Origin of the sequence: Sphingobium chlorophenolicum (genome assembly GCF_000722875.1) — a bacterium.
Lineage (GTDB): Bacteria > Pseudomonadota > Alphaproteobacteria > Sphingomonadales > Sphingomonadaceae > Sphingobium > Sphingobium chlorophenolicum.
Map to the genome: position 1 here is coordinate 228,856 of NZ_JFHR01000001.1, position 19,461 is coordinate 248,316.

Genomic DNA, 19,461 nt, shown 5'->3' on the forward strand with positions numbered 1-19,461 from the left:
CCGATGCGACGCGCCGTCCTTCCGCTCCTGTCCATGGTCTCTCTCGGGGCTTGCGCCTCGAATGAGCCGCCGTCGGATCCGGCGGTGATGGTGCAGGAGGCACAAGCGCGCTCCGATATCCTGGCCGACCGCTTCCAGAAGGAATTATTGAGCGCGCTGACCGCCGCGATGGCGGCGGATGGTCCGCAAGGCGCGATCAGCGTCTGTTCGAGCATAGCGCCCGCGCTCGCCGCGCAGATCTCCGAGGAAAGCGGAGCGACCGTCCGGCGCACGGCGCTGCGCACGCGTAATCCCGCTGCCAGTCCTGACGCTACCGAACGCCGCGTCATGGAGAGCTGGGCCGCCGCGCCGTTTGGCGTCGACGGCAAGCCCAGGCGCTGGTCGGCGTATGAGGGCGGGCAATATCGCTATATGCGCGCCATACCGACCATGCCCATGTGCCTCGCTTGCCATGGCGAGAATGTCGCCCCGGAGGTGATGGCGGCGATCCGCGCGCATTATCCCGCAGATCAGGCGACGGGTTTTGCTTCCGGCCAGCTTCGGGGCGCCTTTTCGATCCGGTGGGAGGAGGCAGCCCTGGCGCGTGCGATCAAAGGCGGGGAGGGCGCGCAGCGAGGTCTGCACCCATGACGATCTTGCGCGCGCTTGCGCTGGCCCGATTTTACAGCGCTGCGGCAGCTGTCGCCTACCGCTCAGCGGCGCCGTGATCGCCAGAGTGCTTTGCCATCAGGTTCGGCCCGGCAGCATTCGGCGCAAGGTATCATCCTTGACGATGTAATGATGGAAGAGAGCGGCAAGGGCGTGAAAGCCGATCAGGAAATATCCGATGGTCCCGACTGTCTCGTGCCAATCCTTCATCTGTCCCGCCAGGGCTTTGCTCTGGCCGACAAGAGCCGGCAGTTCCAGACCGAAGAATGGAATCGGCTTGCCCGACGCACTCAGGATCACCCAGCCCGCCAAGGGCATCGCCAGCATGAACGCGTAGAGTGCGAGATGCGTCGCATTGGCTAAAAGCGTCTGCCATGACGGCGGTTCCGGCGTGATCGGGGGGGTGCGCTGGCTGAGGCGTGCCAGCAGGCGGATGATCGCCAGCGCCAGAACGGTGAGTCCGAGTATGAAATGCCAGGTTTTCAGCCCCTCGCGGATGTCGGTTCCCTTGGGATAGTTCTCCCGCAGGAGAATGGTAGCGTAAACGACCGAGATCAGCAGCACCATGAGCCAGTGCAGAGTGATCGACAGGGAAGAGAAGCGGTTACGGATATCGGTTGTACTCATGGCGAACCTCCCATCAATTTTCATATTGCCAGCGAGATGAGAAAAATGCCTTGATCCTTCTCAAGAAGCTTTGCGCCGAACAACCGCAATAACCGGTCAGCTGCGCTTGCGGACAAATTCCGCACGAAGCACCAAACCTTTGATGCCTTCATACCGGCAGTCGATTTCCTGCGGGTCATCCGTGAGGCGGATCGACTTTATCAGCGTTCCCCGCCTCAGAGTCTGGCCGGCGCCCTTGACGACCAGATCCTTGATCAACGTGACCTGGTCGCCGTCGGCAAGCAGGTTGCCCACGGCATCGCGGACTTCGATCCGGTCCGCGGTGGCGCGCCGTTCCTTCAGTTCGGATGCAGCCATCCATTCACCGGATTCTTCATCGTAGACATATTCATCTTCGCTCATGGAGTTCTCCATCGGTCAGGAATGTGCGTCAGGCACCGAACAGATCGCGTTCAATCAGCCAGGCGCGCATTGCCAGCAATGCGGCGACGAGGGCAGCCACGGCAAAGGCTCTGGCGTCGAGCGTGATCCACGCAACAGCGCCTGCAAGCCCGCCAATAAGGAAGACCAGCCAAAAGGATGCATGCAAGCCAAGCTGGCGATAGTTCGCGTGATGCCGTCCGCCGGCCAATGCCTCCCCGAACCGCACGACCTGCGTGGAGGGCGAAATAGCCTCCTGCAGGTCGGGATCATCCCTCTCAAAAGTGCAATGAGCACTACCCATGGCCATCGCGATCAGCACGGCCGGGATGATCGCCAGATGCGAGAGGAATGTCAGATAGGCGGCGGCCAACGCGATTGCGGTACAAACGAGCGCGATTGTGCGCCGGTACCGGCCTAGCCAGTGCGTAATCAAGGTCGTGAGGACCACACCCCCCACGAAGCTGAAGATCATTCCGCCCACAAATTTCGTGATACCAAAGCCACCGGGAAGGCTCGTGCCCAGAACAGTGGCGTTGGCCTCGGGCGAGGCAAGGAAGACGTGCCCGAATGCCAGAAAGCCGGCTGCATTGATCGCGCCGGCAAGGGCCGCCAGCATGGCGGCCAGTTGGACCAGCGCGCGCTGCGCTCTGCCGATATCCAGGGAGCTGGGCCGTCTGCCTGTCCGATCCGGTTCGCTCATGCTCGCCTCTTACGCATCCTGGCTCGGCAATCGCTCGATCACGAGTGCAATGCCTTGTCCGCCGCCAATGCACATGGTCACAAGCCCGTAGCGGCCGCCAATACGCTCGAGCTCGTAAAGCGCCTTGATGGTGATGATGGCGCCGGTTGCCCCGACGGGATGCCCAAGTCCAATGCCGCTGCCATTGGGATTGACCTTCTCGGGCGGGAAATCGAGCAGTTTGGCGACCGCGCAAGCCTGCGCGGCAAAAGCCTCGTTCGCCTCGATCACGTCGATGTCGTCAAGCGATAGTCCGGCCCGCTTGAGGGCGATGGGCACGGCTTCGACGGGACCGAGCCCCATCACTTCGGGGGCAACACCGGCATGTCCCCAGCTTACAACCCTGGCGCGGGGTGTCAGGCCGTGTCTCTCGGCGGCGGCGGCGGAAGCCAGCACCAGAGCCGCGCCAGCGTCGTTGATGCCGCTGGCGTTGCCCGCCGTTACGGTCCCGCCATCCTTGCGGAAGATGGGCGTGAGTGCGCCGAGGCCTTCGCTGGAAACGTCGGTGCGCACATGCTCGTCGGCCTCGAACATAAAGGTGCCGCTACGGCCCTTGACCTCGACGGAAACGATCTGCTCGCGAAAACGGTCTTCCTGCTGTGCTCTTGCTGCCCGGCGATGGCTTTCGGCCGCCAGCGCGTCCTGCTCGGCCCGGGTGATGCCATGACGTTCGGCAACGTTCTCGGCAGTGACCCCCATGTGACCTGCACCGAACGGATCGCTCAGCGTCGCGTTCATCGCGTCGATCATCATTTCATCGCCCATCCTGCGCCCCCAGCGCAGGCCCTTGAGAACGTGTGGGGATTGGCTCATGCTCTCGACACCGCCAGCAACGGCGATGTCACACTCGGCCAATGCGATCATTTGGGCGGCGGAAATAATCGCCTGCACACTCGATCCGCAAAGGCGGTTCAGGGTGAGCGCCGGGGTCCGATCGGGAATCCCCGCCGCGATAGCGGCAATTCGCGAGACATATGCATCGCTGGGTTCGCTTTGAATGACCTGGCCAAGGACAACATGCTCGACATGGCCTGGTTCGATTCCGGCCCGCTTGATGGCTTCGGCAATGACGATGCGGCCAAGCTCCCACGGCGCGACGTCCTTAAGGCTGCCTCCAAAATCCCCGATAGCGGTGCGCACACCCGACAGGATCACGACGTCGTTCAAATTTCCTTCCTTTCGACAATATGTTCGCCCGAACCGCAGCAGGGTGCGCCGATCAGTGCGGCTGAGTTTTGGGCGCTTCGAGCAAGCTGACCGCGAGCGACTGGGCGCTGGCGAAGTCCGCGGCATAGAAAAGCTTGTCCGAACCAGCTTCCAGGTGAACGCGCGCAAGCATCGACTTCGGTTGCGGCTGCACGCCGGACAACACGACCGTTGCGCCGGCGACGCGCGCTTGTTCGATGAACTGTTCGAGCGCCTGGACGCCGCTTGCATCGAGCAGGGGAACGAGCCGCATGCGCAGGATGATGACTTTGGGCGACTGACCGACGCGGCGCAGCGTATCGAGCAGTTCGCCTGCTACGCCGAAGAAGAACGGGCCGGTGATCCGGAACACCTCGACACCCTCCGGCAACGCGTCGCGCTGGTGAACGTCTTCGGAATCGAGATCGATGTCCTGCCGGCCGCTGCTGTCGACCTCGACAGCCTCGCTCATGCGGGCCATGAAGAGGAGCGAGGCCAGAGTTACGCCGACGCCGATTGCGACGGTGAGATCCACCAGTACCGTCAGGCCGAATGTCAGTAGCAGCACGGCCCGGTCGCTGTTGGGCATGTGCAGCAAGGCAATGAACCGCTCATATTCACTCATGCCCCAGGCGACCATGAACAGGATCGCGGCAAGCGCGGCCATGGGTACGAATGCCATCAGGTCCGTGGCGAACAGGATGAACAGAAGAAGGAACACGGCATGCATGATTCCGGCAACCGGGGTTCTGGCCCCGGAGCGGATATTGGTGGCGGTACGCGCAATCGCGCCCGTCGCGGGTAGCCCACCGAACAGGGCGGATCCGATATTGGCGACGCCCTGGCCGATCAATTCCTGGTTGGAGCGATGCCGCGTTCCGGCCATGCCATCGGCGACGACGGCCGACAGCAGGGCTTCGATGCCGGCGAGAAATGCAATGGTGAATGCCGAAGGCATCACCGCATTGATCTTGGCGAAGGTGAATTCCGGCAGGGACGGCATCGGCAGGCCGGAAGGAATGTCCGGGAAGCGGGAGCCGATAGTGTCGACCGGGAGCTTGAGCAGAGCGACGGCGAGGGAACTTACCACGACCGCGATCAGGAACCCGGGCAGTCTGGGCGCGAGTTTGCGCAGCACGATGATGGTCGCAAGTGCTCCGACCCCGACGCCTAGAGTTGCCCAACTGGTGCTCGGCAGAGCGGCGAGATAGGACTGCCATTTGGGCAGGAACTCAGCCGGGACCTCGGTCATCGAGAGCCCGAGGAAGTCCTTCACCTGACTCGAGGCAATGATAACGGCGATCCCCGCGGTGAATCCGGTGACGACCGGATGGGGGATGAATTTGATCATCTGCCCGAGGCGAAACGCACCGGCGGCAATGAGGATGATGCCTGCCAGGAGCGTCGCGATCAGCAGCCCATCATAGCCGTGCTGGGCGATAACATTGAAAATGACGACGACAAAGGCGCCCGTGGGTCCGCCGACCTGGACCCGCGATCCGCCGAGCGCGGAAATCAGGAACCCCGCCACCACGGCCGTGACAAGCCCCTTGTCGGGAGAAGCGCCGCTGGCGATGCCCAGGGCCATGGCAAGAGGCAGCGCGACGATCGCGACCGTCAGGCCCGCTATGGCGTCGGCGCGGAAGGTCTGAGCGGTGTACCCTTCGCGCAAGGTCGTGATGAGCTTGGGCGTATAGGCTTTCGCGCTCACCTGACCGGTTCCTCCGCCTTGTCATAGAGAAGCGACTGCCCCTGGCCGCCGGACTTTCCCGCGGTCGTTTCGCGCAGACGCACACCGCGGCCCACGCCCGTGCTGGGCGCATTCTCGCCCAGCAGTTCGATGCCTGCGCCTTCCAGCGCGGTGATCACCTTGACCAGCGTGTCGACCACACCGCGCACTTGGCCATCGGATGATTCCATGCGCTGGATGGTCGGCAGGGAGAGGCCGGCCAGCGCGGCGAGCTGGCGTTGATCAAGTCCGAGGAGGGCGCGCGCGGCGCGCATTTGCTGCGACGTGATCATGTTGGCTCCATGATGTTTAATACATCAAATATCACTCTTAACAAATTAGGAGGGAGTTGTATATGTGCATTGTACCGGATAATCGATCACACGCGCTTTGTCGGGGTGAGGTATTTCCGCGTCTGAGAAAGCCGATGGTCTTGAGGGCTGCGACCTTCGAGCCTCCAGATCGGAGATGAGCAAATGATCGTGGAGAAAAAGCACCGCCGCAAAGGTGCAGGTCGACAGGCGCCGCCATCGGATGCCCCGGCGGCGGCGAGTCCGGTGTCGCAACCCGATCGTCTTCGGCGCCCGAAGCTCAGGCTGAAACTTCCCGTCGGAACAGGTTCGGGCGACGCCCGATCCGCCTGCTTCCTTCCAACCCGATCCGAAAGGCCACACAGCAAAATCACGCAGATCCCCGCAGCTTTGGACATCACGGTCAAATCCGGTGGGACGCTTCACGAAAATCTCGATACGCCCGAACTCGTCGAGATCGCCTTGCGGCGCGGTGAAGGCCGCCTGTCCGAGCATGGCGCCTTCGTGGTTGAAACCGGAAAACATACCGGCCGTTCGGCCCAGGACAAATTCATCGTCCGTGATGAGGTCACCAGGGATGATGTCTGGTGGGGGGCTTCCAACAAGCCGATGTCGGAAGAAGCCTTCGCCAATCTGCGCGAGGATTTCCTCAAGCATCTTGCCGCACTCGACGACGTCTTCGTCCAGGATCTGTTCGGCGGCTCGCAGCCGGAATTCCGTGTCGGAGTCCGGGTCGTCACGGAACTGGCCTGGCACTCGCATTTCGTGCGCACCATGCTGGTTAGGCCGACGGCGGATGAACTCACGCATTTCACGGCGGATTACACCATCATCGACTTGCCCGGCTTCCGCGCCGATCCCGAACGCCATGGCTGCCGGTCGGAAACCATCATCGCGATCGATTTCACCCACCGGCTGATCCTGATCGGCGGCACCGGCTATGCCGGCGAGATGAAGAAGGCGGTGTTCTCGGTGCTGAACTATGTGCTGCCGCAAAAGGGCGTCATGCCGATGCATTGTTCGGCGAACATCGGTCCCGATGGCGACACCGCGATCTTCTTCGGCCTCTCGGGCACCGGCAAGACCACTTTGTCCGCTGATGTTTCGCGCACGCTGATCGGCGACGACGAGCATGGCTGGTCGGACAGCGCCGTCTTCAATTTCGAAGGCGGCTGCTACGCCAAGATGATCCGTCTCTCGGCCGAGGCGGAGCCTGAAATCCATGCGACCACCCGCCGCTTCGGTACGATCCTCGAGAATGTCGTCATGGATCCGGAAACCCGCGCACTCGACCTCGACGACGCCTCGCTCGCCGAGAACAGCAGGGGCGCCTATCCGATCCACTTCATCCCCAATGCCTCCGCCGAGAACATGGGGCCGGTGCCGAAGAACATCATCATGCTGACGGCCGATGCCTTCGGCGTGCTCCCGCCCATCGCGAAGCTAACGCCCGAACAGGCGATGTATCATTTCCTGTCCGGCTACACAGCCAAGGTCGCGGGCACCGAACTCGGTGTCACCGAACCCGAAGCGACGTTCTCGACCTGCTTTGGCGCGCCGTTCATGCCGCGGCATCCCAGCGTCTACGGCAATCTGCTTCGCAAGCGTATCGCCGCGGGGAATGTCGATTGCTGGCTGGTCAACACCGGCTGGACCGGCGGCCAATATGGAACGGGATCGCGGATGCCGATCAAGGTGACGCGCGCACTGCTCAATGCTGCGCTTTCCGGGACTCTCGAAGGCGCACAGTTCCGCACCGATCCCAACTTCGGCTTCGTGGTCCCCGTTGCTGTAGAGGGTGTGGATTCGAGTATTCTCGACCCGCGTTCCACCTGGGCTGATGGGGCCGCCTATGACGGCACGGCGCGTTCCCTGGTCGACCGCTTCAAGCGCAACTTCACGCAGTTTGTCGCTCATGTCGACGAAAGCATCCGCGCGGCGGCCCCTCCCGGATGGTTCGATGCCTGACCTCATCCGGTTCCCCTTTGACAAGTTTCACGAAAAGCCAGAATCCATGCCCGCTCATGAACAGGGATCGGTAACCGGCAAGCTTGTCTTGCCGGTCACAGGTTGGGCCGCGATCCTGCGCGGGTTGCGCGGGCGATGCCCCCGGTGCGGCGAGGCGCGCCTGTTCATGCGGTTCCTGAAACCGATCCCTCATTGCCCGCAATGCGGCCAGGACTGGACGCATCAGCAAGCTGATGATTTCCCGGCCTATGTCTCGATCTTCGTGACGGGGCATCTGATGGCGCCGCTCATTATCGCCGTGACCAGTCGCGCGGAAATGTCCGTGCCGATGTTGATGGCGATCCTGCTTCCGTTGGCGTTGCTCCTGATGGTCGGGCTGCTTCAGCCCGCCAAGGGAGCCATCATTGCCTTGCAGTGGTGGTTCGGCATGCATGGGTTTCGCAGGGAACGCCCGGGAGCAATTCCGGACGACGCCGATACATGATCTTCAGCTTCGGCCGTGGCCAGTCTCGAGATTGACCAGGGTATGAGGCTGTCGGGCCGATGCGCGACTTCTCAAATTCAACTTTTTGCCGGAGAACTTTGTCTTGCCTCAGAGCAAAGTCCTGACGCGTTACGTGAACGCCATTTCAACGGGTCAGCTGCGCCCTGACGACGCCCAGCGGCAGGTCGCTCTGCGTTTCGGCAAGGCGGTTGCGGAATTGGAAGCACAGGCGCGCCGTCAGGGCCTCCTGTCGCGTTTCGTCAGGCGCAAACCCGATCCCGTGCGGGGAGTCTATCTCTGGGGAGGGGTCGGCCGCGGCAAATCGATGCTGATGGATCTCTTCTTCGACTGCGTCGAGATCGCCGGGAAACGGCGCGTCCACTTCCACGAGTTCATGCAGGAGGTGCATGACCGGCTACGCTCCGAACGCGCCAAGGAGACCGGCGATCCGATATTGCCGGTCGCCGATGCCATCGCGGCCGAAGCGCGGCTGATCGCCTTCGACGAAATGATCGTAACCAATTCGGCTGACGCGATGATCCTGTCGAGGCTGTTTACCCGGATCATCGGACATGGCGTTACCGTGGTCGCTACATCCAACCGGCCGCCTCAGGACCTCTACAAGAACGGCCTCAACCGCGAACATTTTCTGCCATTCATCGCGCTCCTCAAGGATCGGCTCGATGTGCTCACCCTGGATGGGCCGACTGACTATCGCATGCAGCGCCTTGGAGGGTTCCAGACCTGGCACGTGCCCAATGGCGATGCGGCGACGGAAGCCCTGAGCCGGGCGTTCTTCCGGTTGACCGATTTTCCGGTCGAGGACCGGGAGCATGTTCCCTCCGAAACACTGGCAATCAAGGGCGGACGAGAACTGTTCGTGCCCAAGTCGCTGAAAGGCGTGGCCGTCTTCTCATTCAAGCGGCTATGCGGCGAACCGCGCGGCATTCCCGATTATCTTGCATTGGCCTACCGCTATCACACCGTGATCCTGGTCGGGATCCCCGTTCTCGACGCAAACCGGAAATCGGAAGCGGCGCGATTCAAGACACTGATCGACGCCTTCTATGAAAATGGCGTCAAGCTGCTGGCTTCCGCCGATCGCGAACCCGACGCGCTGTATTGCGCGGCAGACGACGCCTTCGAGTTCGAGCGGACGATCTCGCGCCTCAACGAAATGGGATCGCAGGACTATCTCGCCCGCGGTCATGGAGTGAGCGACGAGGTCGCGCTCGCCGAGGTTCAGCGTCCATCGAGAACACAAAGGCTTATGGAATGATTCCGAAACCGGATCTCAAGCCGGCAGTCCGAAACAGCGATGTCTATCTGAACAGACGTGATGTGTGCCTCGCCGAGGCGAAGGAAATGTACGAGAAAGCGCAGCTGTTCGAGGAACGCCAAAGGCGCTGACGCCGACAGGTCATGCCTCGCGCCCTCTGTCGATGCCATCCACCGTCGATTACGGATCCCAAAAGCAGCCTGTGCCTGAGTGATCGCGATTGAGGGAGGCCGTCACGAACGGCGATCGCGTTCCCGCTCCAGGCATTGCCTGAAAGCTGGAAGGTGGCGCTCGCGCGAGGCGGCCTGCAGGTTTTCCATCACCTGGCGCGCCGCGGGGTCGTCGACCATCGGGATCAGCCGGTCGTAAAGCGCGATATTCTCGATCTCGCCCTGGACCGCGCTTTCGCAAGCCTGCGCGAGAGAAGCTGGTGCCGCCACTTTCCCCGTCCATGGATCGGGCGGTACGTCGATGCCCAGCCGGGCAAGCTGGCGCTCAAGTGCGGCGGCATGGCGCTGTTCGGCCTCTATGATGTTGGAAAAGGGCCGGACAGGGCCGAACTTTTCGATCACGGCGGCATAGGTCGCCTCCGCCTTCCGCTCGTCTTCGAGCGCATCGAGGAGGATGTTTGCCAGCTTTGACGTAGCCAAGGTCTCGTCCTTTCAATGGCGGCAGTTCGCTAACGGCCCCGGCCTCGCAGAGATTGCGCGGCCGGGGCCAGTCGTTGAGCGTGTCTTACTCTTCGAGCAGGGCGCGCAGCATCCATGCGGCCTGCTCATGCACGCCGATCCGTTGGGTGAGCAGGTCCGCGGTCGGCTCGTCGCTCGCCTTCTCGACCAGAGGGAACAGCGTGCGCGCCGTGCGGGCGGCCGCTTCATGCCCCTTGGCGAGGATGTCGACCATGTCGAGCGCCTTCGGCGGCACTTCCGGCGCGTCGGGCAGGGAACTGAGTTTGGCGAACTGCGCGTAGGAACCGGGTGCGGGCTGTCCGAGCGAGCGGATGCGTTCGGCGATCGGGTCGATCGCGTTCCACAACTCGGTATATTGCGTCATGAACATGGCATGGAGGCTGTTGAACATCGGCCCGGTCACGTTCCAGTGAAAGTTGTGCGAGGTCAGATAGAGAGTGTAGGTGTCCGCCAGGAGGCGGCTCAGGCCTTCGCAAATCGCAACCCGATCTTCCTCGCCGATTCCAATATTCACTTGTCTGGTCATGGTCTTCTCCTTGATCGAAACTCTACTTCAGATCGCGTAGTCCCGCGAGCAGGGCGGCCCGCGAGATTTCACCGACATGGAGCGCACGGATCACGCCTTTGCTGTCGACGAACAGCGTCGCGGGAAGCCCGGCCGAGCCGGTCGCGGCAGCTATGCGCAGGTCGCGGTCGAGATGGACGTGCGCCGCTTCAAGGCGCTTGCTGTCCAGCCACGCACGTACGTTGTCTGCATCCTCGCCCTGATTGACAAGCAGGATCGGCACGGCCGAGTGTGCCGCTTCTACGACCATCATCGGCATTTCACGCTGGCACGGCGGGCACCAGGTTGCCCAGAGATTGACGACGAACGGCTTGCCCCGGCGATCGTCGAGCAGGCTCGTTCCGCTGTCCAGCGACTGGAGAACGATTCCTTGCGGTAGAGGTCGCTGCGCCGAGGCAAGGGCCGCTGCCGTGGCGCCGGATGTGACCGCGACGCAGCCCGCGAAGACGAGTGTCAAAGGTGCTAGGGCGCGAGATCGCCGTAGTGACACGCCCAGCACGATTGCGGCAGTCACCAGACCGGGGAGCGGCGAGAAACCTCCTTGCCAGACATAGAGGATGGTTGCGGGTTCGATGGCGAAGGCATGCCAGTTCTGCGCCACAAAACCCGCGCGAGCTGCAACGAGGCCAGCGAGCAATGCCCGCCACGCGGCCGTATCGCAATCCACGCCGCGACGGCGGCCTATCCAGTTCGCCGCCGCCAGGAAGGCGATGATCCCGAGAATCGCGAACAGCCGTTCCAACGCGAGCGCGAGAGGGCCGATGGCAATCATGATCCGTCGCGGTCAGGCCGCAATGTCCTCATCGGGATCGGCGTGGAATTCATGCCACATGCCGTTGAGGATACCGAACCCGACGGCGAGGCCCACGCCCAGAATCCAACTGAAATACCACATGGAAAGTCGTCCTTTCAGTAATAGTCGGGGTTGGTGTCGACATCGCGCAGCGTGATGCGGCCGAACAGGACCTTGTAGACCCAGGCGGTGTAGAGCAGGATGATCGGCAGGAAGATCACCGTCACGGCCAGCATGATGAACAAAGTCACATGGCTGGACGAGGCGTTCCAGACCGTCAGGCTCGAGGCCGGGTCGATCGAACTGGGCAGGATGAACGGGAACATCGAGAGGCCCACGGTCGCGATGATGCCGATCGCGCCGATCGATGAGCCGCCAAAGGCCAGAACCTCGCGGCCCTTGCGGATGCCGATCCACGCCAGCAGCGGCCCCGCGAAGCCGAGGATCGGGGCGATCAGCATCCAGGGATGGGCGCCATAATTGTTGAGCCAGGCCCCCGGCGCCGCGACCGTTCCCGACAGCAGCGGATTGGACGGGCCGAGCGGATCGGCCGCATGGGTCAGGCGGAAGCCCATGCCCATTTTCGCGACCATGACCCCGCCCAGCGCGAACAGCAGGATCGACGCGACCGCCGCGACCTTGCCGAAGGCGCGCGCGCGGTCATGCACGACGCCGCGTTCGATCTTGATCGCAAGCCAGCTCGCGCCGTGCAGCACGATCATGGCGACCGAGAGCAGCCCGGCGACCAGCGAGAACGGATGGAACAGGCCGAGCAGGCTGCCCTCGTAGAAGGAGCGCAGATCGCTATCGAGCCGGAAGGGGATGCCGGTCAGGACATTGCCGACCGCGACGCCGAACACCAGCGCAGGCACGAACCCGCCGACGAACAGCGCCCAATCCCAGCGCGAGCGCCATGTGGCATCGGGCTTCTTCGAGCGGTATTTGAAGCCCACGGGCCGCAGGATGAGCGCGGCGAGGACGAGGAACATGGCCAGATAGAAGCCCGAGAAGCTGACCGCATAGACGAACGGCCAGGCCGCGAAGATCGCGCCGCCGCCGAGGATGAACCAGACCTGGTTGCCTTCCCAGGTCGCGCCGATCGAGTTGATGACGAGACGCCGTTCGGCGTCGGTCTTCGCGACGAAGGGCAGCAGCGCGGCGGTGCCGAGGTCGAAGCCGTCGGTGAGAGTGAAGCCGATCAGGAGGACGCCCATCAGCAGCCACCAGATCAGCCGGAGCGTTTCATAGTCGATGGGAGGTGCCATGACCTGTTCTCCTTATTCGGCAGGGATGGGCGCGTAGCCGCTGTGGGTTTCGGGGGATGGCGCCGGAGGCCGATGCTGGTCCGGTCCCTTGCGGATTGCCGCCAGCATCAGCCGCACTTCGATGACGGCGAGCGCGCCATAGATCACCGTGAACCCGATGATCGTCGTCCAGAGCTGCGCGACGGTCAGGCTCGAGGCGGCAAGGAACGTCGGCAGAACGCCATCGATCGCCCAGGGCTGGCGGCCGATCTCGGCCAGGATCCAGCCAAATTCGATGGCGATCCACGGCAGCGGGATGACCCAGACCGCCGCGCGCAGGAAGGTGCGGCAGAAGCGGCTGTCGCAGTTCAGCTTGCGGATCGAAGCCATCCAGAAGGCGGCGCCGAAGAAGGCGATGAAGAAGAAGCCGAGGCCGGCCATCACCCGGAACACCCAGAACATCACCGGGACATTGGGCACGGTCGACCATGCGGCCTTTTCGATGTCCTGGGGCGTGGCTTGCCGCGGATCGGCGACGAAGCGTTTCAGCAGCAGGGCATAGCCAAGATCGGCCTTGGCTTCCTCGAATGCCTCGCGCGCGACCATGTCCTTCTGGTCCACCTTCAGCTTTTCCACCGCATCATAGGCCTTGATGCCGTTCTCGATGCGGTCCTGCGCCCTGGCGACCAGTTCGAAGATGCCGGAGACTTCGCCCGTCAGGCTGCGCGTGGAGATGAGACCGAGCACATAGGGGATCTTGACCTCGAAATAGGTCTCGCGGTCGGCGACGCTGGGAAAGCCGACAACGGCAATGCCCGCGGGCGCGGGCTCAGTGTGCCACATGGCCTCGAGCGCGGCGAGCTTCATCTTCTGGTTATCGGTCAGCGCGTAGCCGCTTTCGTCGCCGAGCACGACGACCGACAGCGACGAGGCAAGGCCGAAGGCGGCGGCGACCGTGAAGCTGCGCCGCGCGACCGCGACCCACTTGCCCTTGAGCAGATACCAGGCCGAGACGCCCAGCACGAAAACGGAGGCGCAGACATAGCCCGCGCTCACCGTATGGACGAACTTCGCCTGCGCGACCGGATTGAACAGCACCGCCATGAAGTCGGAGACTTCCATCCGCATCGTTTCGGGATTGAAGCGCGATCCCACCGGATTCTGCATCCAGCCATTGGCGACGAGGATCCACAGCGCCGATAGGTTCGAGCCGAGAGCCACCATGAAGGTGGTGAGCAGATGCCCGACCCTGGACAGCTTGTCCCATCCGAAGAACATGAGGCCCACGAACGTCGCTTCGAGGAAGAAGGCCATCAGCCCTTCGATGGCGAGCGGCGCGCCGAAGATGTCGCCGACATAATGCGAATAGTAGGACCAGTTGGTGCCGAACTGGAATTCCATGGTAATGCCGGTAGCGACGCCCAGCACGAAGTTGATACCGAACAGCTTGCCCCAGAAGCGCGTGACGGTGCGCCAGATCTCACGGCCCGTCATCACATAGATGCTCTCCATGATGACGAGGATGAAGGAGAGGCCGAGCGTCAGGGGGACGAACAGGAAATGGTAGAGAGCCGTCAGGGCGAATTGGAGGCGTGAAAGCTCGATCACAGCCATGTCCATGGCAAGACTCCTTGCGTTCCGGCCCGGCTTCCATGGGTGTCCTGAGTCGGTTGAAAAGATTATGATTATTCGTTACTCGTAATTGAGTATATGAGCAACCCGTTAGATAGACAGGCTGCGGCCCTTTTCTGGATCGGCGACAGCGGCGCGGCGATCCTCATGGCGGCGGCGCTGGCCGGAGCCGTGGCATCAATGGAGCAAGGGGCGGGGCAGGGCCATCTTGCGCTTGCCGCGGGCGGACTGATAGCCGCCGCCCTGCTTCGCGCCGGGATGCAGATCGGTGCGACCAACGCCGGCGAAGCGGCTGCTATGCGCGTCAAGACGAACTGGCGCCAGCGGGTGTATCCAGGCATTCTCGTCGCCGCGCCGGGGGATCGCCGGATGCTGGGCGAGGCGGTCGCCGATGCCGTCGACCGGATCGAGGACCTGGGCGGCTTCCATGCCCGCTTCCTGCCGCTGCGCCGCGCCGCGGTCCTGTCCCCGCTCATAATCGCGATTGCTGCCGTATTTGGGAGCTGGGTCGCCGGCGTGATCATGCTCGCGACGCTGATTCCCTTTGCCATGGGCATGGCGCTCGCAGGAACGGCGGCCGCGCGGGCCGCCGCGCGCCAGCTCGATGCGCTGAGTCGCCTGTCGGGCCTGTTCGTCGACCGGGTGCGCGCGCTCCCGGTGATCGTCGCCTTCGCCGCGCAGGACCGTATCGGCCGCCACCTTGCCGACGCTACCCGCGAGGTCGCCGCGCGCACGATCGATGTGCTCAAGGTCGCCTTCGTGTCGAGCGCGATCATCGAGTTCTTCGCGGCGCTGTCGGTGGCGCTGGTCGCGCTCTATTGCGGCTTCAACCTGCTCGGCATCCTGCCCTTTCCGGCTCCCGAAAAGCTGACCCTGGGCCAAGCCCTGTTTGTTCTTGTCCTCGCGCCGGAATTCTATCTTCCCATGCGCCGCCTTGCCGCCGCCTATCACGACAAGCAGGTCGGGGAGGCTGCGGTGGAACGCCTTGAAGCGCTCGCGCCCGCTTCTCCGCCCGCGCCGAAACCCGCGATCGAAGGGCCGCCAGCGCTGCGCTTTGACGGCGTGGTGATCGACTATGGCGAGACGGCCATCGGTCCCTTCACGCTGGATATCCCGGCGGGCACCAGCCTTGCCCTGCGCGGAAGCACCGGGGTCGGCAAATCGAGCCTGCTCCATGCGCTGCTGGGGCTGGCCCCCATTGGTGGGGGACGGATTCTGGTTGACGGCCGGGATGCGGCCGAGGTTGCGCTTCCCGGCCATGTCGGCTGGGCGGGCCAGACGGTTGCGTTCGTCCCGGGCACGCTGGCCGACAATATCCGTCTTGCGCGTCCCGATGCCGACGATGCGGCAGTCGAAGCCGTGGCCCATCTGGCAGGCCTTGGGCCGATGATCGAAGCGCGCGGACAGGGATTGGCCTTGCCGCTCGATCATCGCGGGTCGGGCCTGTCCGGTGGGGAACGCCGGCGCGTCGGCATCGCGCGCGTGTTGCTCAAGGACGCGCCGCTCTGGCTGCTCGACGAACCGACCGCGGATCTCGACGCGGGATCGGCGGCCGACATCGCCGGGATACTGGCGTCCGCCGCAAAGGGCCGCACGGTCCTGATAGTGACGCACAGCGCCGAGCTGGCCGCGATCGCCACCAAAGAAATGGTGCTTTCATGAGCCGCGCGGATATGGACCTGCTGCTCGCTGAAGCTATCGGCCCCGAACGCCGCGCCTTCCGAATCGCGGGCTTGCTTGCCTCCGCTGCGACAATCGCCGCGGTCCTGCTGCTGGGCCTGTCTGGATGGTTCATCACCGGCGCGGCACTGGCCGGGCTGGGCGGCGTGTTGGCCGCGCAGGGTTTCAACTACCTGGTGCCGAGCGCGATGATCAGGCTGCTCGCGATCGTAAGGACGACGGCGCGTTACGGCGAACGGCTCTATGGCCACCGCGCGGCCTTGATGGCGCTCGCCGCGGTTCGCGCGCGCCTGTTCGACCGCATCCTGTCGGTGCGCGACGTGCGGGCCGTATCGGCGGGCGATGCCGTGACGCGGCTCGTGCAGGACATCGGCGCGCTGGAGGACAATCTGGTCCGTAAGCCGGCATTGCCCGCCGCGTTCGCCGGCGCTGCCATCGGCCTTGCCCTTGCGTGGCTGGCCAGCCCCTGGACGAGCCTTGCCTTGCTGGCGTTGCTTGCCGGTCTTGTCCTCTGGGCGCATCTGGCGACCCCCCGCCTGCTGGCGAGCGCCGCGACCGATATGGCGGAGGCGCTGGCGCGGCTCAAGGCGAGCATGGTGGACTATGCCGCCGCTTCGCCCGAAATCCTTGCCTACGATCTCGCTCCGGCGATCGGGCGAAGCCTCGCGGTCGAGACGGCCGAGTTGGACAGCGCGCGACCTCGGTTCGCGCGCGGCGAAGCGATCATCGATGCGGGCCTCGTGTTGGGTGGGGGCATCGCCATGGGCGCGATGCTGATCTTCTCCCATGCCTCCCTGCCGGTGACGGTCCTTGCCGTGCTGGCGGCGGCGGGCGCGATCGAAGCGCTTTCCGGCTATGTGCGCGGGGTGTCGCGCGGCGCGCTGGTCGCGGCCGCCCTCTCGCGATTGGAGGGCATGGCGGGTCAACCGTCTGCGCCTGTCCGAAAGGCGACGGCATCCATGGCGCCCGCGCGGACCATTGCCTTTGACCGGGACGGCATGAATATCCGGATCATGGCGGGCGAGCGCTTGGGGATTTCAGGCAAATCCGGCAGCGGCAAGACCAGCCTTCTGGAAACGCTCGCTGGTATTCGGCCCGCTGGCGAGCATTGCGGCATTGCTCTTGATGACCAGCTTCTTGCTTCCCTGCCGTCCGAGGACGTGCGAGCGGCATTCGCGCTCTCGCCCCAGGATGCCCAGCTCCTGTCGGGAACCATCCGCGACAATTTGCGTGTGGCGCGCCCCGGCCTCAGCGACGAACGGCTTTGGGCGGCGCTGGAAGTCGCCTGCCTCGCTGTCGATATTCGCGCGATGCCGCATGGGCTTGACCAATGGGTCGGCGACGGCGGAGCGCGGTTGTCGGGCGGCCAGCGCAAGCGGTTGTCGATCGCCCGCGCCTTGCTTGCCGGCAGGCCGTGGCTGCTGCTCGACGAGCCGAGCGAGGGGTTGGACATGGCGACGGAGGCGCGGCTTGCGGGCCACCTCGACGCGTGGCTTCGCGAGACAGGGACCGGAGTCGTGGTGGTGAGTCATCGACCGATTTTCTTGAGTCTCGTCGGCAAGGGTCGAACAATCAACTTGAAGGATCGCCGCTAATATAGGGATATCTGTAGCTGGCCTGGGGGCGGATCGATTTGGCGCGCGTAATCAAATCCATTCAATCCACGTCGCGCATAAGGAGGAGCCTATCTGCCGCGTTCATACTACCGTTCCCGATCGATTACCTTGCCGTGGAGTGATCATTTGATATCGCTTGATATGGAACTGCTTCGTTCGCTTGCTGCGGCGCTCGCGGTAGGCGTGCTGATCGGTATCGAGCGAGGCTGGCGGCAGCGCGAGGCAGCGGATGGCAGCCGGGTCAGCGGTTTGCGCACCTTTGGCCTGCTCGGTCTTGCCGGCGGCCTTGCCAGCCATATGCCCGAAAGCCTTGCGGCGGTAATCGGGCTGGCGGTCACTGCCAGCCTGGTTCTTGGATATCGCAGCGAACAAGCCCGCACGGCCAGCCTGTCCATCACCAATACGTTGGTCGGCATTATCACCTTCGCCTTGGGATATATGGCCGGGCAGGGCCTGGTGAGCGAGACGCTGGCCGTCGCGGCGGTAACCACCTTGATCCTGACGCTCAGGCAGCAATCCCACGCCATGCTCAAAGGGATGAGCCACAAGGAGGTCGAATCGATCGCCACGTTCGCGATCGTCGCGTTGGTCATCCTGCCGCTGCTGCCGGATGCGAGCTACGGCCCCTTTGAGGCCTGGAACCCGCGGCAAATCTGGATGGTCGTCGTCGTCGTGCTCGGACTCTCCTTCGCCGGCTATGTCGCCAGTCGTCGGCTCGGCGCGGACAAGGGGGTCATGATAACCGCTTTGTTCGGGGCATTGGTATCGTCCACGGCGGTCACTGTTGCCTATGCCCGGCGTTTGCGCGCCAATGATGGTCCGCAAGGCCCCTTGATTGCTGGTATTGCGCTCGCCTCGCTCGTGATGTTCGCGCGCGTCCAGATACTCTCTTTTACCCTCATCCCCTACGCCAGCACATCGCTCGCGCTTGCAATGGTTCCGGCTTTCGTCGTCGGCGGTCTGACAACCCTTCTGGCGCTACGCTCCAAGGTGGATGGTGATGGCGCCAGCGAGGTGAAGCTGGGCAATCCGCTGGATTTCGGGCCGGCGCTTCTGCTGGCGGGCGCGGTTGCGTTGATTGCTGTCCCGGCACGTTGGGCGCTCGCGCGGTTCGGCGATCAGGGCATTGTCGTTGTGCTTGGCCTTACGGGCATGTGGGATGTGGACGCAGCCGTACTCACGCTCGCGGGGCTGCCTGAGGATATGCTGAAACCCGACACGGCCGGACTGGTGCTTGCGGTGCCCGTGCTCGCCAACACGATGTGGAAGGCTGTACTCACGCTGGTACTGGCAGGGCCATCAAAGCAAGGCTGGAAGGCGTCCGGCCCACTCTTCGCATCAGTTCTGGCATCTGCTGCCGGTATCGCCGCGCTCATGGTGTTTCGCTAGGAGCGATGAGCGGGCAGCTCGTGACTGGTTCGAAGCTGGTTCAGGTCCATTCCTGAGCGGGGATGCGCGCTTTCGTTGCTGGCCGTGAATTTGTGGCGACGCAGAGCCATGGCCGGCTATTGTCGTAAGGGCCGAACGCGCGGCATCCGGCCCTTGGGCAGATCAGGCGGCCTGCGACAGGGCTTCGGCGATCTGATCCTTGATCGCGAGGCGGCGCTTGCGAAGTTCGGTCTCGTGATCTTGCGAGGTCGGTTCGATATTGGTTTCAGCCACGTGGATTTCGTCATTCACGACATCATAATCGAGAAGAAGCTGCGCGAAGCGAGAGTCCGAAGCCTTCAAGGCGTGAATCTTGTCCATCTGACCGGGGAATTCCTCGCTCAGGGTGTGGGGGGTATTCGACATAATTACTCCTTTGATGAAACTATGATATATAGCGAATTCGCGGGTGGCCGCACCC

20 protein-coding genes are annotated in these 19,461 nt (G+C 63.5%); 7 read left to right on the forward strand and 13 right to left on the reverse strand.

Translation table 11 applies throughout. The features are described from left to right. The first annotated feature begins 3 nt into the window (after positions 1 to 3). Positions 4 to 630: a Tll0287-like domain-containing protein gene (locus tag BV95_RS01105; RefSeq protein ID WP_030090337.1), complete on the forward strand. Its 627-nt coding sequence runs from the start codon at positions 4 to 6 to the stop codon at positions 628 to 630. Positions 631 to 726: 96 nt separating this feature from the next. Here BV95_RS01105 and BV95_RS01110 read toward each other — a convergent pair whose 3' ends face one another. The 6 genes from BV95_RS01110 to BV95_RS01135 form a co-directional block, all read right to left on the reverse strand. Further along, positions 727 to 1,275 (reverse strand): cytochrome b, encoded by a 549-nt coding sequence (locus BV95_RS01110; protein WP_030090338.1) that lies wholly within the window; start codon positions 1,273 to 1,275, stop codon positions 727 to 729. Between the two features lie 96 nt (positions 1,276 to 1,371). Beyond that, a complete protein-coding gene (locus BV95_RS01115; RefSeq protein ID WP_030090339.1) occupies positions 1,372 to 1,677 on the reverse strand; it encodes an alkylphosphonate utilization protein in 306 nt (101 codons plus the stop codon). A 28-nt stretch (positions 1,678 to 1,705) separates the two neighbouring features. Beyond that, positions 1,706 to 2,398 (reverse strand): DUF1275 family protein, encoded by a 693-nt coding sequence (locus BV95_RS01120; RefSeq protein ID WP_030090340.1) that lies wholly within the window; start codon positions 2,396 to 2,398, stop codon positions 1,706 to 1,708. A 9-nt stretch (positions 2,399 to 2,407) separates the two neighbouring features. Beyond that, positions 2,408 to 3,604, reverse strand: a complete 1,197-nt coding sequence (bktB, locus tag BV95_RS01125) for a beta-ketothiolase BktB (RefSeq protein ID WP_030090341.1) — start codon at positions 3,602 to 3,604, stop codon at positions 2,408 to 2,410. 52 nt (positions 3,605 to 3,656) lie between these two features. Then, positions 3,657 to 5,333, reverse strand: coding sequence for a SulP family inorganic anion transporter (locus tag BV95_RS01130; RefSeq protein WP_037446394.1), 1,677 nt, complete (start codon positions 5,331 to 5,333; stop codon positions 3,657 to 3,659). Next, positions 5,330 to 5,644, reverse strand: a complete 315-nt coding sequence (locus tag BV95_RS01135) for a helix-turn-helix domain-containing protein (RefSeq protein WP_030091389.1) — start codon at positions 5,642 to 5,644, stop codon at positions 5,330 to 5,332. Before BV95_RS01135 ends, BV95_RS01130 begins: the two co-directional genes overlap by 4 nt. Before the next feature lie 408 nt (positions 5,645 to 6,052). On the opposite strand from BV95_RS01135, the gene BV95_RS01140 reads away from it, so the two are divergent. From BV95_RS01140 to zapE, 3 genes are all read left to right on the forward strand, one after another. Further along, on the forward strand, positions 6,053 to 7,630 hold the full coding sequence (locus BV95_RS01140) for a phosphoenolpyruvate carboxykinase (protein WP_030091390.1): 1,578 nt from the start codon (positions 6,053 to 6,055) through the stop codon (positions 7,628 to 7,630). A gap of 46 nt (positions 7,631 to 7,676) precedes the next feature. Continuing rightward, a complete protein-coding gene (locus BV95_RS01145; protein ID WP_051743820.1) occupies positions 7,677 to 8,114 on the forward strand; it encodes a DUF983 domain-containing protein in 438 nt (145 codons plus the stop codon). Between the two features lie 85 nt (positions 8,115 to 8,199). Next, a complete protein-coding gene (zapE, locus tag BV95_RS01150; RefSeq protein WP_234703077.1) occupies positions 8,200 to 9,393 on the forward strand; it encodes a cell division protein ZapE in 1,194 nt (397 codons plus the stop codon). A 233-nt stretch (positions 9,394 to 9,626) separates the two neighbouring features. Here the strand turns inward: zapE and BV95_RS01155 are convergent, their stop codons facing one another. The 6 genes from BV95_RS01155 to BV95_RS01180 all read right to left on the reverse strand — a co-directional run bounded on the left by BV95_RS01155 (position 9,627) and on the right by BV95_RS01180 (position 14,304). After that, positions 9,627 to 10,043, reverse strand: coding sequence for a ferritin-like domain-containing protein (locus tag BV95_RS01155; RefSeq protein WP_030091393.1), 417 nt, complete (start codon positions 10,041 to 10,043; stop codon positions 9,627 to 9,629). A gap of 85 nt (positions 10,044 to 10,128) precedes the next feature. After that, positions 10,129 to 10,608 (reverse strand): Dps family protein, encoded by a 480-nt coding sequence (locus BV95_RS01160; RefSeq protein WP_021246237.1) that lies wholly within the window; start codon positions 10,606 to 10,608, stop codon positions 10,129 to 10,131. A 22-nt stretch (positions 10,609 to 10,630) separates the two neighbouring features. Continuing rightward, complete coding sequence (locus BV95_RS01165; protein WP_030091394.1) at positions 10,631 to 11,419, reverse strand: TlpA disulfide reductase family protein; 789 nt, start codon at positions 11,417 to 11,419, stop codon at positions 10,631 to 10,633. Between the two features lie 12 nt (positions 11,420 to 11,431). Beyond that, a complete protein-coding gene (cydX, locus tag BV95_RS22885; protein ID WP_030091395.1) occupies positions 11,432 to 11,542 on the reverse strand; it encodes a cytochrome bd-I oxidase subunit CydX in 111 nt (36 codons plus the stop codon). 14 nt (positions 11,543 to 11,556) lie between these two features. Continuing rightward, a complete protein-coding gene (gene cydB, locus BV95_RS01175) occupies positions 11,557 to 12,705 on the reverse strand; it encodes a cytochrome d ubiquinol oxidase subunit II (protein ID WP_030091396.1) in 1,149 nt (382 codons plus the stop codon). A 12-nt stretch (positions 12,706 to 12,717) separates the two neighbouring features. Continuing rightward, a complete protein-coding gene (locus BV95_RS01180; protein ID WP_030091397.1) occupies positions 12,718 to 14,304 on the reverse strand; it encodes a cytochrome ubiquinol oxidase subunit I in 1,587 nt (528 codons plus the stop codon). 90 nt (positions 14,305 to 14,394) lie between these two features. On the opposite strand from BV95_RS01180, the gene cydD reads away from it, so the two are divergent. The 3 genes from cydD (at position 14,395) to BV95_RS01195 (ending at position 19,001) form a co-directional block, all read left to right on the forward strand. Continuing rightward, the gene (cydD, locus tag BV95_RS01185; RefSeq protein WP_030091398.1) at positions 14,395 to 15,978 is read left to right on the forward strand and encodes a thiol reductant ABC exporter subunit CydD; all 1,584 of its coding nucleotides are present in this window, start codon (positions 14,395 to 14,397) and stop codon (positions 15,976 to 15,978) included. Next, positions 15,975 to 17,591, forward strand: coding sequence for an amino acid ABC transporter ATP-binding/permease protein (locus BV95_RS01190; protein WP_030091399.1), 1,617 nt, complete (start codon positions 15,975 to 15,977; stop codon positions 17,589 to 17,591). Before cydD ends, BV95_RS01190 begins: the two co-directional genes overlap by 4 nt. A gap of 162 nt (positions 17,592 to 17,753) precedes the next feature. Next, entirely contained in the window at positions 17,754 to 19,001 is a 1,248-nt protein-coding gene (locus tag BV95_RS01195; RefSeq protein WP_021246244.1) for an MgtC/SapB family protein, read from the forward strand. 162 nt (positions 19,002 to 19,163) lie between these two features. Here BV95_RS01195 and BV95_RS01200 read toward each other — a convergent pair whose 3' ends face one another. After that, positions 19,164 to 19,406, reverse strand: coding sequence for an HP1242/YdcH family protein (locus tag BV95_RS01200; protein ID WP_030091400.1), 243 nt, complete (start codon positions 19,404 to 19,406; stop codon positions 19,164 to 19,166). Between the last annotated feature and the right edge of the window lie 55 nt (positions 19,407 to 19,461).

What these genes read in the sequence shown, in the direction of transcription:
- BV95_RS01105 (WP_030090337.1), top strand. Translation starts at nt 4, where the DNA reads ATGCGACGCGCCGTCCTTCCGCTCCTGTCCATGGTCTCTCTCGGGGCT.
- BV95_RS01110 (WP_030090338.1), bottom strand. Translation starts at nt 1,275, where the DNA reads ATGAGTACAACCGATATCCGTAACCGCTTCTCTTCCCTGTCGATCACT.
- BV95_RS01115 (WP_030090339.1), bottom strand. Translation starts at nt 1,677, where the DNA reads ATGAGCGAAGATGAATATGTCTACGATGAAGAATCCGGTGAATGGATG.
- BV95_RS01120 (WP_030090340.1), bottom strand. Translation starts at nt 2,398, where the DNA reads ATGAGCGAACCGGATCGGACAGGCAGACGGCCCAGCTCCCTGGATATC.
- BV95_RS01135 (WP_030091389.1), bottom strand. Translation starts at nt 5,644, where the DNA reads ATGATCACGTCGCAGCAAATGCGCGCCGCGCGCGCCCTCCTCGGACTT.
- BV95_RS01145 (WP_051743820.1), top strand. Translation starts at nt 7,677, where the DNA reads ATGCCCGCTCATGAACAGGGATCGGTAACCGGCAAGCTTGTCTTGCCG.
- BV95_RS01160 (WP_021246237.1), bottom strand. Translation starts at nt 10,608, where the DNA reads ATGACCAGACAAGTGAATATTGGAATCGGCGAGGAAGATCGGGTTGCG.
- BV95_RS01165 (WP_030091394.1), bottom strand. Translation starts at nt 11,419, where the DNA reads ATGATTGCCATCGGCCCTCTCGCGCTCGCGTTGGAACGGCTGTTCGCG.
- cydX (WP_030091395.1), bottom strand. Translation starts at nt 11,542, where the DNA reads ATGTGGTATTTCAGTTGGATTCTGGGCGTGGGCCTCGCCGTCGGGTTC.
- cydB (WP_030091396.1), bottom strand. Translation starts at nt 12,705, where the DNA reads ATGGCACCTCCCATCGACTATGAAACGCTCCGGCTGATCTGGTGGCTG.
- BV95_RS01180 (WP_030091397.1), bottom strand. Translation starts at nt 14,304, where the DNA reads ATGGACATGGCTGTGATCGAGCTTTCACGCCTCCAATTCGCCCTGACG.
- cydD (WP_030091398.1), top strand. Translation starts at nt 14,395, where the DNA reads ATGAGCAACCCGTTAGATAGACAGGCTGCGGCCCTTTTCTGGATCGGC.
- BV95_RS01190 (WP_030091399.1), top strand. Translation starts at nt 15,975, where the DNA reads ATGAGCCGCGCGGATATGGACCTGCTGCTCGCTGAAGCTATCGGCCCC.
- BV95_RS01195 (WP_021246244.1), top strand. Translation starts at nt 17,754, where the DNA reads ATGGAACTGCTTCGTTCGCTTGCTGCGGCGCTCGCGGTAGGCGTGCTG.
- BV95_RS01200 (WP_030091400.1), bottom strand. Translation starts at nt 19,406, where the DNA reads ATGTCGAATACCCCCCACACCCTGAGCGAGGAATTCCCCGGTCAGATG.